The 13,503-nt window shown below is 69.5% G+C and carries 10 protein-coding genes; 5 read left to right on the top strand and 5 right to left on the bottom strand.

Features of this window, described 5'->3' with window-relative positions; all coding sequences use genetic code 11:
• Window positions 1–195 precede the first annotated feature (195 nt).
• The gene (locus tag ACEL92_RS25815; RefSeq protein WP_374023396.1) at window positions 196–747 is read left to right on the top strand and encodes a hemophore; all 552 of its coding nucleotides are present in this window, start codon (window positions 196–198) and stop codon (window positions 745–747) included.
• Here ACEL92_RS25815 and ACEL92_RS25810 read toward each other — a convergent pair.
• Entirely contained in the window at window positions 744–1,916 is a 1,173-nt protein-coding gene (locus tag ACEL92_RS25810) for a YbhN family protein (RefSeq protein WP_374023395.1), read from the bottom strand. The two genes, ACEL92_RS25815 and ACEL92_RS25810, sit on opposite strands and share 4 nt — an antisense overlap.
• A gap of 146 nt (window positions 1,917–2,062) precedes the next feature.
• On the opposite strand from ACEL92_RS25810, the gene ACEL92_RS25805 reads away from it, so the two are divergent.
• Window positions 2,063–3,211: an AI-2E family transporter gene (locus tag ACEL92_RS25805; RefSeq protein WP_374023394.1), complete on the top strand. Its 1,149-nt coding sequence runs from the start codon at window positions 2,063–2,065 to the stop codon at window positions 3,209–3,211.
• 21 nt (window positions 3,212–3,232) lie between these two features.
• On the opposite strand, the gene ACEL92_RS25800 is transcribed toward ACEL92_RS25805, so the two are convergent.
• Genes ACEL92_RS25800 through trmB form a run of 3 tightly spaced genes read right to left on the bottom strand, consistent with a single transcriptional unit; the run spans window position 3,233 to window position 7,642 of the window.
• The gene (locus ACEL92_RS25800; protein WP_374023393.1) at window positions 3,233–6,073 is read right to left on the bottom strand and encodes an MMPL family transporter; all 2,841 of its coding nucleotides are present in this window, start codon (window positions 6,071–6,073) and stop codon (window positions 3,233–3,235) included.
• A gap of 60 nt (window positions 6,074–6,133) precedes the next feature.
• On the bottom strand, window positions 6,134–6,841 hold the full coding sequence (locus tag ACEL92_RS25795; RefSeq protein ID WP_374023392.1) for an NYN domain-containing protein: 708 nt from the start codon (window positions 6,839–6,841) through the stop codon (window positions 6,134–6,136).
• Between the two features lie 9 nt (window positions 6,842–6,850).
• The gene (gene trmB / locus ACEL92_RS25790) at window positions 6,851–7,642 is read right to left on the bottom strand and encodes a tRNA (guanosine(46)-N7)-methyltransferase TrmB (RefSeq protein WP_374023391.1); all 792 of its coding nucleotides are present in this window, start codon (window positions 7,640–7,642) and stop codon (window positions 6,851–6,853) included.
• Between the two features lie 170 nt (window positions 7,643–7,812).
• Between trmB and ACEL92_RS25785 the strand changes: the two genes are divergently transcribed.
• From ACEL92_RS25785 to ACEL92_RS25775, 3 genes are all read left to right on the top strand, one after another.
• Window positions 7,813–8,895: a hypothetical protein gene (locus ACEL92_RS25785; RefSeq protein ID WP_374023390.1), complete on the top strand. Its 1,083-nt coding sequence runs from the start codon at window positions 7,813–7,815 to the stop codon at window positions 8,893–8,895.
• Complete coding sequence (locus ACEL92_RS25780) at window positions 8,892–10,481, top strand: hypothetical protein (protein WP_374023389.1); 1,590 nt, start codon at window positions 8,892–8,894, stop codon at window positions 10,479–10,481. Before ACEL92_RS25785 ends, ACEL92_RS25780 begins: the two co-directional genes overlap by 4 nt.
• Before the next feature lie 144 nt (window positions 10,482–10,625).
• The gene (locus tag ACEL92_RS25775; protein ID WP_374023388.1) at window positions 10,626–12,455 is read left to right on the top strand and encodes a phosphoenolpyruvate carboxykinase (GTP); all 1,830 of its coding nucleotides are present in this window, start codon (window positions 10,626–10,628) and stop codon (window positions 12,453–12,455) included.
• A 16-nt stretch (window positions 12,456–12,471) separates the two neighbouring features.
• Here ACEL92_RS25775 and ACEL92_RS25770 read toward each other — a convergent pair whose 3' ends face one another.
• A complete protein-coding gene (locus tag ACEL92_RS25770; protein WP_374026388.1) occupies window positions 12,472–13,491 on the bottom strand; it encodes a diguanylate cyclase domain-containing protein in 1,020 nt (339 codons plus the stop codon).
• Window positions 13,492–13,503: the final 12 nt, after the last annotated feature.

The following is a 13,503-nucleotide window of genomic DNA, read 5'->3' as shown; positions in this document are numbered from 1 at the left end:
AAGTCGTTGTGAACCGGTTACCGGCGGGATATTGCTCACACGGCTTCACGCGGGCTGGCAGGGCGAATGCCGGCGATGGCAGGATGTCGGGTGGCCGGCGGGGCCCTGGGTGCCCCGCGATCGATGGGGCCGTCTATAGCAGCCGTTTGCGGGCGTCGGCGCTGCGCGTGACGCCGCAACTCGTAAGGAGTTTCGATGGGCAGAGGCACCGCGACCGGGCGCCGCAAGATCGTTGCCGGGCTGATCGCCACCGCCGTGCCGTGCGCCGCCCTGGCGGTCCTCGCGGGTGCCCCGGCGACGGGCGCCAGCGACCCGTGCTCGGCCAGTGAAGTCGCCCGCACGATCGGTTCGGTGTCCAAGTCGATGGGCGACTACCTGGACGCGCACCCGGAGACCAACCAGACGATGACGTCGATGCTGCAGCAGCAGGCGGGACCCCAGTCGATGACCGGCCTGAAGTCCTACTTCGAGGCCAACCCGAAGGTGGCCGGGGACATGACGTCGATCGCGCAGCCGTTGACCAACCTGTCGCTGCAGTGCAAGCTGCCGATCTCGCCCACCCAGGCGATGGGCATGATGCAGCAGGCGCAGGGTGCGGCAGGCGGGCTGCCCGCCCTGCCGGGTAACGCGGCGGGCGCGCTGCCGCTGGGCGGCACCCCGGTGTCCCCGCCGGCGGCCACGGGGCCCGTCCCGCCGGCGGCGGCCAACCCGTTGTCGGGGCCGCCTCGGGGCAACACCGCCGGTTAGCTCTCGGTTTCCGGGCTCCGGTCGGGCGGTACCGGGCCCTGCAGGGCGGTCTCGGTCGGATCGTCGGCGGCCGGGCCCTGCGGCGCCGCCGGCGCGGAATTAGGCGCCGCCGACTCCTCGTCGTCCGGCACGGCGACGTTCTCGGTCCGGAACACGAAGAAGAACACCACCCAGCCGATGGCCGAGATGAGCAACCAGCTGATCAGCCGGTAGATCAGCATGGCCGAGATCGCGTTCGGCAGCGACATGCCGCTGGAGACCAACCCCGGCACCAGCACCGCCTCCACGACCAGCAGCCCGCCCGGCATCAGCGGGATGGTGCCGACGGCGCGCGCGGCGGCATAGGCCACGGTCAACCCGGCGACCGAGGCGTGATCGCCTGCGGCGTAGGCGGCGAACCCCAGGCAGGCCACGTCGGCGACCCAGTTGAACATCGACCAGCCGAACGCCACCCCCATGTCGCGCCGGCCCAGGCTTACCGATTCCAGCTGCGCCAGCGTCTCGCGCCACTTGGCCAGGCCGGTGTCGGCGGGCCGGCCGCGAACGGAGTTGACCCACGACAACACCCGGCAGCCGATCCCGTCGATGAGCTCCGGCCGCGACGCGACGGCCTGGGCGAGCAGCAACAACGCCACGAAGCCGCCGAGGGTGAACAGCAGCGAGAACGGGTTGTTCTTCGCGCCGAGGAAGAAGGCCCCGCCCAGCCCGAGCAGCGCCAGCCCCACGGCCTGCAGGACGCCCGCCATCACCAGCTGCCACGACGCCACCACCGTCGAGGCGCCCCAAATCCGTTGCTGCCGAAGCAGAAACGTCGCCGACAACACCGGCCCGCCGGGCAGCGTGGTGCTCAGCGAGTTGGCGGCGTAGACGGCGGCCTCCGACCGCAACTGCTTGACGTGCACCCCGGCCGAGCGCAGCAGCGTCCGCTGGATCTGCGCGAAGCTGTGCATCGACGCGGCCGACGCCATCACCGACGCCAGCAGCCACCACCAGTTCGCCTCGTACAGGCTCATCCACGCCTTGGCGAGCTGATGCCAGCCGAGCGCCACCTCCACGGCAAGCACGACCGCGACGATCCCGAGGATCAGCCAGCGCAGCCACCAGTACTTCCCGCGCGGGGCCTCTTCGCGCGGGAAGTCGAGATTGCGGGCGGGTGCGTGGTGCGGCACGGGATTTAGGGTAACGGTGCAGGTGGCGCGGGAATCGCCGCGCGACGCCGACCGTGTCGCCCTCGTAACCGGATCGTGCCGGGGCAGCCGCGCGCGGCGGCCGCGGGGACGTTTGGGGGTCCCCCGCTGCGGATAGGCTCATCCCCATGCCGGCAAACACCGACGACGCTTCGGTTGAACCCATTGTCCGCAAGACCGCAGCCTGGGCCTGGCGTTTGCTGGTGATCCTCGTCGCGCTGATCGCGCTGCTGTGGTTGGTGAAGAAGCTCGAGGTGATCGTCGTCCCGGTGCTGGTGGCGCTGCTGCTCAGCGCGCTGCTGCTGCCGGTCGTCGACTGGCTCGACCGCCGCGGTCTGCCCCGCGGCGGCGCGGTCGCCCTGGTGTTGTTCGGCGGCTTCTCCATCCTCGGCGGCATTCTGGCGTTCGTCGTCCTGCAGTTCATCGACGGTGTGCCGGGCCTGACCGAACAGGTCACCCGCAGCATCGAGTCGACCCGGCATTGGCTGATCCACGGACCGGCGCACCTGCGCAGCGAACAGATCGACAATGCGGGCAACGCGACGATCGAGGCGCTGCGCAACAATCAGGCCAAGCTGGAAAGCGGCGCCCTGTCCACTGCGGCCACCATCACCGAACTCGTCACCGCGGCGGTGCTGGTGCTGTTCACGCTGATCTTCTTCCTCTATGGCGGCCGCAACATCTGGGCCTACGTATCCAAGATCTTCCCTGCCGACGTCAGGGACCGGGTGAGCGAGGCCGGCCGGGCCGGCTACGGGTCGTTGACCGGCTACGTGCGCGCCACCTTCCTGGTGGCGCTGACGGACGCGGCCGGGGTGGGTACGGGGCTGGCGATCATGGGGATCCCCCTCGCGCTGCCGCTGGCCTCCCTGGTCTTCCTGGGGGCCTTCATCCCGCTCGTCGGTGCCCTGATTTCGGGTTTGCTGGCGGTTGTGGTCGCGCTGCTGGCCAAGGGCGTCGTCTACGCCCTGATCACGCTGGGTCTGCTGATCGCGGTGAACCAACTCGAGGCACACGTGCTGCAGCCGCTGGTGATGGGCCGCGCGGTCTCGATCCACCCGCTCGGGGTGGTGCTGGCCATCTCGACCGGCGGCGTCCTCGGCGGCATCGTCGGCGCGCTGCTGGCCGTGCCGACGGTCGCGTTCCTCAACAACGCGATGCAGGTGCTGCTGGCGAAGGATCCGGCCGCCGAGGCCGAGAGGCAAACCGAGGAGGCCGACGGGGGCGGCGCGATCTTGCAGGCGGAGCCGGACGAGCCGGCGACCACGTCGGACTAAAGGCCTACCGGTCGGAAAGGCCTACAGCCGGCCCTCGCGGCGCAGCAAATCCTGCGCCGACAGGCCGCCGCCGGCACGCCGGCGCTGACGCGCGTCGCCGTTGTCACCCGCGGAGTTCATCTTTTCCGTGGCCGGGTCGGAGTCGTTGACCTCGGGCCGCGGGAAGGCGGTGGTGGGTTCGGCCGCATCACCGGCGGTGTCGTCAGAATGCTTGCCGGGCACCGGAATCGCGCGCGTCTGGCCGCTGGACGGTGGCTGCGGTGGCGCGACGGGGGCGGCGGGTCGCGCCGGCGGCGCGGGAGTGGCGGGACGCTCGTGGGCCCCGGCCGAGTTCGGCACGGACAGCCGCGTCGTCTGCGCCTCCGTCGGCTGACCCGGGCGCGCCTGCACGCGCGCGGCGTCGGGCGTGGGTGCCGCGGGTTCGGCCGAACCCGGCCGCGTGGCGCGCGATGGCTCGAGGGCCCCGGGATGGGTGGGGTCGTGCGGCGGGCGCGGCGCGGCAGCGACCAGGCTGGCCGCCACCGGCGGCCGCGCGGGCCGGCCGTTGAGGGTCGGTCGCTTGCGCTCGTCGGGCAGGTCGATCTCGCCGAGCCCGATCTTGTTCTGCAGCCGCCTGGCCCAGCGCGGTGCCCACCAGCAGTCGTCCCCGAGCAGCTTCATCACCGACGGCACCAGGAACATCCGGACCACGGTGGCGTCCAGCAAGAGCGCCGCCATCAGACCGAACGCCAGGTACTTCATCAGCACCAGGTCGGAGAACACGAAGGAACCGGCGACCACGGCCAAGACCAATGCGGCAGCAGTGATCAGACGCCCGGTCGTCGCGGTGCCGATCCGGATGGCCTCGGCGGTCGACATGCCGCGCTCGCGCGCCTCGACCATGCGGGACACCAGGAACACCTCGTAGTCGGTGGCCAGACCGAAGCCGACCGCGACGACCAGCGCGATGAGCACCACCATCAGCGGGGTCGGGGTGAAATTCAGCCAATGCGACAGGTGCCCGTCGACGAAGATCCACGTCAGGATGCCCATCGTGGACCCGAGCGTCAGCGCGCTCATCACCGCGGCCTTGATCGGCAACACCACCGACCCGAACGCCAGGAACATCAACAGCATGGTCGCGGTGAGCAACAGCACCAGCATCAGCGGAGCCTTGTCGAAGAGGCTGTGGATGCTGTCCTGCTCCAGCGCGGGGGTGCCGCCGACGTACAGGTTGAGGCCCTTCGGCGGGCTTATCGCCCGCAGCTCGCTGATCTTCTTAGCGGCGTCGTTCTTGTTGACCAGGCCGTTCTGGATCACCCGCACCGAATCGTCCTTGGGCACCGTCGTCCCGTTCGGGCCGGCAACGCAGGGGTTACCCGCGATCGTGGGGCAGGGCCGCTCCTCCCAAGTCTTGTCGGTGAACCCGTTGATGCCGGCGATCCGATTGCGGATGTCGGCGACCTGCTGGTCGGTGACCTTGCTGTGGTTGGCGCTCTGGATGACGACCGTGAGTTGCTCGGTGCGGTATCCGGGGAACAGCTTGTCGAAGTGCTCCTGGGCCAGCCGCACCGAATTGTCCGGCGGTAAGTACTTTTCGCTCATGCCGCCGAACGACAGGTTGCCCAGCGGGATGACCAGCAGGATCATGCCGACGGCGATCGGAATGGCAAAGGCCAGCGGCCGCTTCATCACCCAGTTGACCAGCTTGCCCCAGAAGCCGGCCTCGACCTCTTCGCGCGTCTTGGTCTTCTGCAGCCGGTCGGCGAGCCAGTTGAGGTAGGCCCGCGAGTACTTCCAGTTCCGCAGGAACGGCACCCGGAACGCGGTCCGCACTCCGAGCGCGTCGACGTGGCGGCCCAGGATGCCCAGGCAGGCCGGCAGGAACGTGATGGACAGCAGCGCGGCCAGCCCCACCGCGGCGAAGATGGCGTAGGTCAGCGAGTGCACGAAACCCTGCGGCAGCACCAGCAGGCTGGCGCTCGACGCGATGATGAGCACCGCCGAGAACGTCACGGTGCGCCCGGCCGTCATCACCGTGCGGCGCACGGCCGCCTCGGTGTCGTAGCCCTCGGCGATCTCCTCCCGGAACCGGCTCACCACAAAAAGCCCGTAGTCGATGGCGATACCCAGGCCGATCAGCGACACCACCGGCTGGGCGAAGAAGTGCACGGGGCCGAACATCGCCACGAGCCGCAGGATGCCGAGCGAGCCGGCGATGCTGAGCCCACCGACGATGGCCGGCAGGCCGGCGGCGACCGCGCCACCGAAAACCAGGAACAGCACGACCGTCACCAATGGCAGGGCCAGCACTTCCATGCGCCGCTGGTCGGTGGCGATGGTGCCGGTCAGGGCGTTGGCGATCGGCTCCAGGCCGGCCAGGGCCACCGTTCCGCCGTCGAGTTTCTGCAGATCGGGCGCGATGGCCTTGTAGTTGTTGAGGATCGTGTCGTCGTCGTCCCCTTTGAGCGGGATGGACACGAAGGTGTGCTTGCGGTCCTCGCTGACCATGCCCTTGATCAGGGGGTTGGTGCTGTCGGGCGCGGCCAGCCAGCCGGCCCAGCCGACGACCTGGTCGGCGTGGTCGGTCTTGAACTTGTTGAGCTGGGCGACGATCTTGTCCCGCCATGCCGGGTCGTCCACCGTTTTGCCCTCGGGGGCGGTGAAGGTGGCGACGATGTGGCTGGTGCGGTCTCGGCCGTAGGTCTGGTCGCCCAGCACCGAGGCCTTCACGGATTGACTGCCTTCGTCGTAGAAGCCGCTCTGTGTGACATGCTTGCCCAGGCTCATCCCGAAAACCCCACCCAGCAGGCACAGAGCTACCGTGACCCCGATCACGATGTACCGATAGCGGTACACAGTTCGACCCCACCAGGCGAACACTCAAGCTCCTTACTGGATCGTCAACGACCCGCGTGGTGTCATTCGGTTTCCAAGCCAGTGTCACACACGCGCGGTCAACAGAGCGGACAGCGGCCGGAACGGCTGCAGCCATGCTCCCTGGTCAGGCAGCGAATCTAGGCCGATTCGCGGCAACGGCTCCCGGAACACACCGCTGATGTCTTCCAGGTCGACAAAGTCCAAGGTATCCGACGCTAGCGCCCAACTCGCATGTTCGCGAAATCCGATGACTTGGACGGGGACTCCGCCGCGGGCTATCTCCTCCAGCGGTTCACGAAACGCCTGCCCGTCCGCCGACGCCACCACCAGCGCCGCCAACCCCTGGCTGCGCCGCAGCTCGATGTGGGCGAGCATGTCGCGGTCGACGTCGCTGTCCTCGTCGATCTTGGGCTTCGCGAACACGGCGAAACCCACGTTGCGCAGGGCGTCCACCCAGGGCCGCACGACGTCGGCGCTGCCCGGCGCGATATTGGTGAAGACGGTGGCCTCGGGCTCGACCACGACGCCCGGCCTGCTCGCACTGACCTCGGCCGTGCGCGCCAGCAGCCAGCGCCCCAGGGCGTCGAACCGCGGACGCTCCAGGGCGGTGGGCCGCCGGCCCAGGATCGAGCCGAGCCCCATGTCGAGGTTGGGTGCGTCCCACACCAGCAACACGCGGCCGCCCGGCGGTGAGAAGCTGCCCAGCGACGCGTCGTCGGACAACACCGCCAAGGGTTCTGCTGCCGCGGTCTGTTCTTCCGCCAGGCTCATGGTCATCGCCTACTCATGTCGTAGCCAGATGAATTCGGAGACGGCGCTGCCCGCCGCGTGTGCCTTCGTCTCGTACTTGGTGGTAGGCCGTACCACCGAGATCGGGAGCCCGCCCGCGGGGTCGGCGCGACGCAGCCGCGGCTCGGCATCGCCGACGGCGCCGATGTGCTCGGCGTAGCCGGGGTGGTCGGTCGCCGCGTGCAGGACACCACCAGGGAGTAACCGATCGGCGATGAGGCCAACCGTCCCCGGTTGCAGAAACCGGCGCTTGTGGTGGCGGGCCTTGGGCCACGGGTCGGGGAAGAAGACGCGCACCCCGGTCAGCGAGCGCGGGGGGATCAGCCGCTGCAGCACGTCGACGCCGTTGCCGCGGATCAAGCGGATGTTGCCGACCCCTTCGCGGTCGATCGCGCACAGCAGTTGCGCCAACCCCCGCTTGTAGATCTCCACCGCGATCACATCTATATCGGGCTCGTCCTTGGCCATCGCCAGCGTCGACGTGCCGCTGCCGCAACCGATCTCGAGCACCAGCGGCGCCTCGCGGCCGAACCAGGCCCGGGTGTCCAGCGGCGGCTCCCCGCCGCCTTCGCCCGCCCCCGCCGGGCTGCCGACCGATAGGCCCAGCTCCGGCCACAGCCGGTCCCACGTCTGCCGCTGCGCGTCGGAAAGCGCGGACCGCCGGGAGCGGAAGGTCGATGCCGGAAGATAGCGCTGGTCGCGACGGTCGTCCGATCGCTCCTGCGGCGCGACGCGAAACACTCCCACCCCGGGTTGCGCATGCATTTGTCCATGGTGGCGCATAAACCAGCGATGTAGCCGCCCCTGGTCCAGATTGATACCCAACAGTTGCCTTCAGCTGGTAACACTCAGACGGTGGCTCGCATCAAAGTGACGCAAGTGCCACCATTCGGTGGGACTCGATCGGCCCCCGGGTCGGATCCATCGAACCGAACGCGAGACATGAGGGGACGATGAGGGGACAAGGACACCAGGAGTTCGTCGACGAGCTGGCGCGATTCGCCGCCGACCACCCCGACCCGCGCGTGGCGGCGATCGCGCGGCGAACCGCCGCGCCCTTGGGTGTGCTCGTCCGCGGGCGCCCGGGTGTGGGGCGCGACACCGTCGCCCGCGCGCTGGACCGCGCCGGCGCGGCCGCGGGGATCGCGGTGACCACCGACGGCGACCGCCCGGCCGACGTCGTCGTGCAGGTGCTCACCGAGGTGGTCAAGCCGGAAGACGTCGACGCGATCGCCGCCGCAGAACGCCCGGTGCTGGCTGTGCTGAACAAGGCGGACCTGGCCGGGTCCCTCTCGGGCGGGGACGGGCCGATCGCGGCGGCGCGGAGCCGCTGCGCGGACCTGGCCGCCCGGGTCGGTGCGCCCATGGTGCCGATGTGTGGCCTGCTCGCGGTGGCCGCGCTCGGCGGGCTTGACGACGCATTGTGGGCGGCGCTGGAGACGCTCGCCGTGCACCCCGGAGCGGCCGAGTGCCTCGACGGCTCGTTCGCCCGGTTCCTGGCGGCCGACAACCCCCTACCGGCCGACGTCCGGCTGCGCCTGCTGGACACTTTGGATCTGTTCGGCATCGCGCTCGGGGTCGCCGCGGCGAGGCAGGGCAGGACAGCCGCCCAGCTGCGGGCCCTGCTGCGCCGGACGAGCGGGGTCGACGCCGCCCTGGCCCAGATCTCGGCCGCCGGCGCGGAGGCGCGCTACCGGCGGGTGTGCGACGCCGTCGCGGAGCTGGAAGTCCTGGCCGTCGGCCCGGCCGAACCCGCGGAGCGGATCGGCGCGTTCCTGTCCCACGACGACACCGTGGTCGCGCGGATGGCGGCGGCCGTCGACCTGGCCGAGGCGGCCGGGCTCGGCCCGGGCATCGCGGCGCCCGCCGACTGGGACCGCGACCCATCCGCGCACCTGCCGCGGGCGGTGCGGTGGCAGCGCTACAGCCGCGTGACCTCCAGCGAGCTGCACCGCGCCTGCGGCGCCGACATCGCGCGGGGATCGATGCGGCTGTGGTCGCGGGCCTGCGGGTCGTTGCCGGGGGACTGGCGGTGAGCGCCGACAAGCCCGACGACCCGGTCGCCCAGGTGGACGCTTTGGTGGCGAGCGTCGCGCCGGAGCTGGAAGCCCCCGCCGTGCACCGCCGGGACGTGGTGTTGGTGACCGGACCGTGGCTGGCCGGGGTGAGCGCGGTGGCCACGGCGCTGCGCGAACGGCTGCCCGAGCACAAGTTCGTCGAGTCGACGGAGTTGGGGCCCGGCGACGTGCCGCTGGCCGTGGTGTTCGTCGTCTCCGCGGCGGCGCACCTCACGCCGTCCGACTGCGCGCTGCTGGACGCCGCGGCCGCGCACACCGACGCGGTGGTGGCGGTGGTGTCGAAGATCGACGTGCATCGGGGCTGGCGTGACGTGCTGGCCGCCGACCGCGAAACGCTGGCCACCCACGCGCCGCGCTACGCCGGGGTGCCCTGGGTGGGTGCGGCCGCGCTGCCCGACCTCGGCGAGCCGATCGTCGACGACCTGGTGGAGGCCGTCTCGGCGCGGCTGGCGGACCCCGAGCTCACCCGTCGAAACCGGCTGCGGGCCTGGGAATCCCGGCTCACCACCGTCGCGCAGCGGTTCGACCGACAGGCCGACGGCGCGGGGCGCCGCGCGCGGGTGGACGCGCTGCGCGACGAGCGCAGCACCGCCCTGCGGCAGCGGCGCGAGGCGAGGACCGAGCGCACAGTCACGCTGCGCGGTCAGATCCAGCAGGCGCGCGTCCAGCTGTCCCACTTCGCGCGTAACCGGTGTTCGTCGGTGCGCACCGAGCTGCAGGAAGACGTGGCCGGCTTGTCCCGGCGCGACATGCCCAGCTTCGAGGCGCACACGCGTGGCCGGCTGGACGAGGTGGTCGCCGAGGTGAACGAGGGCACCGCCACCCATCTCGCGGATGTCGCGCACGTGGTGGGTGTCGCGACGGTTCTGCCGCCCCTCGAACAGCTGCCGACGGTCGACGTCCCGCCGCCCCCACTGAAATCCCGGCGGCACGAGACCTGGCTGATGATGCTGCTGGGCGCCGGCTTCGGCCTGGGCGTGGCGCTGACGCTGAGCCGGCTGATGAGCGGGCTGGCCGCTCGGCTCAGCCCCGCCCTGTCGGTGGTCGCGGCGGTCACCTGCGTGGCGATCGGCCTGGCGGTCACGCTGCTGGTGATCCACATTCGCAGCCTGCTGCGCGATCGGGCGCTGCTCGACCGCTGGGCGGGCGACGTGACCTCGTCGCTGCGGTCGGTGGCCGAGGAGCTGGTCGCCACCCGCGTCCTGGTCGCCGAGTCGGTGCTGAGCAAAGCGGTGCTGGCCCAGGACGAGGTCGAGAATGCGCAGGTGAGTGACCAGGTCAACGCCATCGACCGCGAGCTGCGCGCCCATGCCATGGCGGCGTCGCGGGACGCCGCCGCGCGGGACCGGGAGCTGCCCACGGTGCTGGCGGCCCTGGACGCGGTGCGTGCAGAACTGGGCGAAGCGGGTATATCTAAATCCGACGATTCTGATTTGGCCGACGATTCCGACGTGAAAAAGGCCGCGGCGGGCGAAGCAACCGAAAAACCGGCTTCTTCCAGCGGTGATGAGGATGCGGGAAATTCTTCTGAATCGTTGCTGTGAGAAGGCTTATACCTGCCCGAGGCTTCCCCGACAAGGTGCTCACGATAACCTGTAGTTAACGCCACCATTCAAGCAGCTGTGTGGTCGAGCACATAACCCAATTGAAGAGATGCACGAGTACGCAGAAGGATTCAGGAGATTTCGATGACCTCAGCGACCATTCCCGGTTTGGACACCGCGCCCACCAACCATCAGGGGCTGCTGTCGTGGGTACGGGAGGTCGCCGAGCTCACCCAGCCTGAGCGCGTGGTGTTCACCGACGGCTCCGCCGAAGAATTCGATCGGCTGGCCGCCGAGCTGGTCGAGGCGGGCACGTTCAAGAAACTGAACGAGAAGAAGCACCCCAATTCGTACCTGGCGTTGTCCGACCCGTCGGACGTCGCGCGGGTCGAGTCGCGGACCTTCATCTGCTCCGAGCGCGAGATCGACGCCGGCCCCACCAACAACTGGATGGACCCGGCCGAGATGCGGGCCCTGATGACCGACCTGTACCGCGGCTGCATGCGGGGCCGCACCATGTACGTGGTGCCGTTCTGCATGGGCCCGCTCGGCGCCGACGACCCCAAGCTGGGCGTGGAGATCACCGACTCCGAGTACGTCGTCGTCTCGATGCGCACGATGACCCGGATGGGCAAGGCCGCCCTGGAGAAGATGGGCGATGACGGGTTCTTCGTCAAAGCGCTGCACTCGGTGGGGGCCCCGCTGGAGCCGGGCCAGAAGGACGTGCCGTGGCCGTGCAACGACACCAAGTACATCACCCACTTCCCGGAGACCCGCGAGATCTGGAGCTACGGCTCCGGCTACGGCGGCAACGCCCTGCTGGGCAAGAAGTGCTACTCGCTGCGCATCGCCTCGGCGATGGCCCACGACGAGGGCTGGCTGGCCGAGCACATGCTGATCCTCAAGCTGATCTCCCCGGAGAACAAGGCCTACTACTTCGCCGCCGCCTTCCCGTCGGCGTGCGGTAAGACCAACCTGGCGATGCTGCAGCCGACCATCCCGGGCTGGCGCGCCGAGACCCTGGGCGACGACATCGCCTGGATGCGCTTCGGAAAGGATGGCCGGCTGTACGCGGTCAACCCGGAGTTCGGCTTCTTCGGGGTCGCGCCGGGCACCAACTGGAAGTCCAACCCCAACGCGATGCGCACCATCGCCGCGGGCAACACCGTGTTCACCAACGTCGCTTTGACCGACGACAACGAGGTGTGGTGGGAAGGCCTGGAGGGCGAGCCCGACCACCTGATCGACTGGAAGGGCAACGACTGGTACATCCGCGAGACGGAAACCAAAGCGGCCCACCCGAACTCGCGGTACTGCACCCCGATGTCGCAGTGCCCCATCCTGGCGCCGGAGTGGGACGACCCGCAGGGCGTGCCGATCTCGGGGATCCTGTTCGGCGCCCGCCGCAAGACCACGGTGCCGCTTGTGACGCAGGCCCGCGACTGGCAGCACGGCGTCTTCATGGGCGCCACCATGGGCAGCGAGCAGACCGCAGCCGCGGAGGGCAAGGTCGGCACGGTGCGCCGCGACCCGATGGCCATGCTGCCGTTCCTGGGCTACCACGTCGGTGACTACTTCCAGCACTGGCTCGACCTGGGCAAGAACTCCGACGAGTCAAAGCTGCCGAAGGTGTTCTTCGTCAACTGGTTCCGCCGCGGCGAGAAGGGCGAGTTCTTGTGGCCCGGCTTCGGCGAGAACAGCCGCGTGCTGAAGTGGATCGTCGACCGCATCGAGCACCGGGCGGGCGGCCAGGACACCCCGATCGGCATCGTGCCGACCGCGGCTGACCTGGACCTGGACGGCCTCGACGTCGGGGCCGAGGACGTCGCGAAGGCGCTCGCGGTCAATCCCGCCGAGTGGCGCGAAGAGCTGCCCTTGATCGAGGAGTGGTTCGAGTTCGTCGGCGACAAGCTGCCCACCGGCGTGAAGGACGAGTTCGAGGCGCTCAAGCAGCGGCTGGCGGACGCCGACTAGGCGCCGCTAGCCGTTCTCACGCGCGGCGCCGCGAATCGGGGCTCGCCTTCTTCTCCGCGTACATCAGTTCGTCGGCGCGCGCCAGCAGCTGGTCCACGGTGGCATGCTCGGCGACGGGCGCCTGCACCAGGCCGATACTGGCGGAGATGCGGTAGGGCCGGTCGCTGGTCTCATTGAAGGCACGGAACGCCTCCGCGAGCCGCTCTTTGACCGCGGCTGTCCCGCCGCCTCTTTCGGTGACCATGACGCAGAATTCGTCGCCGCCCAGGCGGGCGACAATGTCCGGCTCGCGCCGCATACCGCGCAGTACCTCGGCGACATCCTTGATCAGGGCGTCCCCGGCGTCATGACCGTGCTCGTCGTTGACCCGCTTGAGCCCGTCGACGTCGAGAAAGGCGAGCACGCAGTTGTGGCCGAGGTCGTGGGCGCCGCGCAGTTGCTGCTCGGCCAGCAGGTAGAAGCCGCGACGATTGTTGAGGCCGGTCAGTTCGTCGGTCACGGAGAGCCGACTGATTTCCTCGTGGGCGCTTTCCAGCTCGGCCGTCCGGTCGCGTACGCGCCGCTCGAGTTCGGAGTACACCTGGACGCTTTCCATCGCGATCGATGTCGAATCGGCCAGCGCCTGCAGTAGGCGCACCTCTTGCTCGGAAGGTGGATGCCGGTGGGCCCAGTAGTTGCCGATCGCCCCGATCGGGTCGAGCTGGCGGATCGGGACCATCACGAGGCTCTTGACGAATGTCGCGCGGTAGACGCTATGCGGGATACGTGAATCCCGGTAGATGTCGGGGATTACTGCGGCCGCGCGGTTGAGCATCGCCCAACCGCTGATGCAGGACTCGATCGGGAAACGGCTGCCCTTCCACAACGGTGCCAGGGCGTCTTCGTCGGCGTAGTAGGAATTGTTGCCGTCGCGAAGCACGAAAGTGGCACCGTCACAACCGGTTAGTTCACGCGCCGAGGACCGGACGATACGTTGGATTTCGGCGAGGCTGCGCGCCAACGACAATTCCTGCACCGCCTCGAGCAGGCGCTCCATGCCGCCGACATA

The sequence above is a fragment of the Mycobacterium hainanense genome (assembly GCF_041890355.1).
Taxonomy (GTDB): Bacteria; Actinomycetota; Actinomycetes; order Mycobacteriales; family Mycobacteriaceae; genus Mycobacterium; species Mycobacterium hainanense.
The sequence above is the reverse complement of the archived record's forward strand: the minus strand, read 5'-3'. Positions and strand labels throughout refer to the sequence as shown.